Annotated in this window: 1 pseudogene; it reads left to right on the top strand. The window is 71.7% G+C overall.

Going from position 1 to position 240, the window contains the following annotated elements:
* Positions 1–240 (top strand): annotated as a pseudogene (locus QP324_RS12190) (NAD-dependent dehydratase); the annotation flags it as partial.

Here is a 240-nt window from a genome sequence, read left to right as displayed (position 1 = left end):
GCGACCTCGCCGAGCTGCTCGCGCGCATCTCCGACGCGCACGTCGCCCACGTGCCCAACCCGCGCAACGAGTCCGCCGAGAACGAGCTGCACGTGGTCAACGACGCCTTCCTCAAGCTGGGGCTCAAGCCCACGACGCTGTCCGACGGCCTGCTCCACGAGGTCGAGGAGACCGCCCGCCGCTACGCCGACCGCGTGGACCTGGACAAGATCCCGGCGCGCTCGCTGTGGACGCGCGGCA

Origin of the sequence: Corynebacterium sp. UMB0012, assembly GCF_030216265.1 — a bacterium.
GTDB lineage: Bacteria > Actinomycetota > Actinomycetes > Mycobacteriales > Mycobacteriaceae > Corynebacterium.
This window is presented reverse-complemented; position numbering and strand designations above follow the sequence as displayed.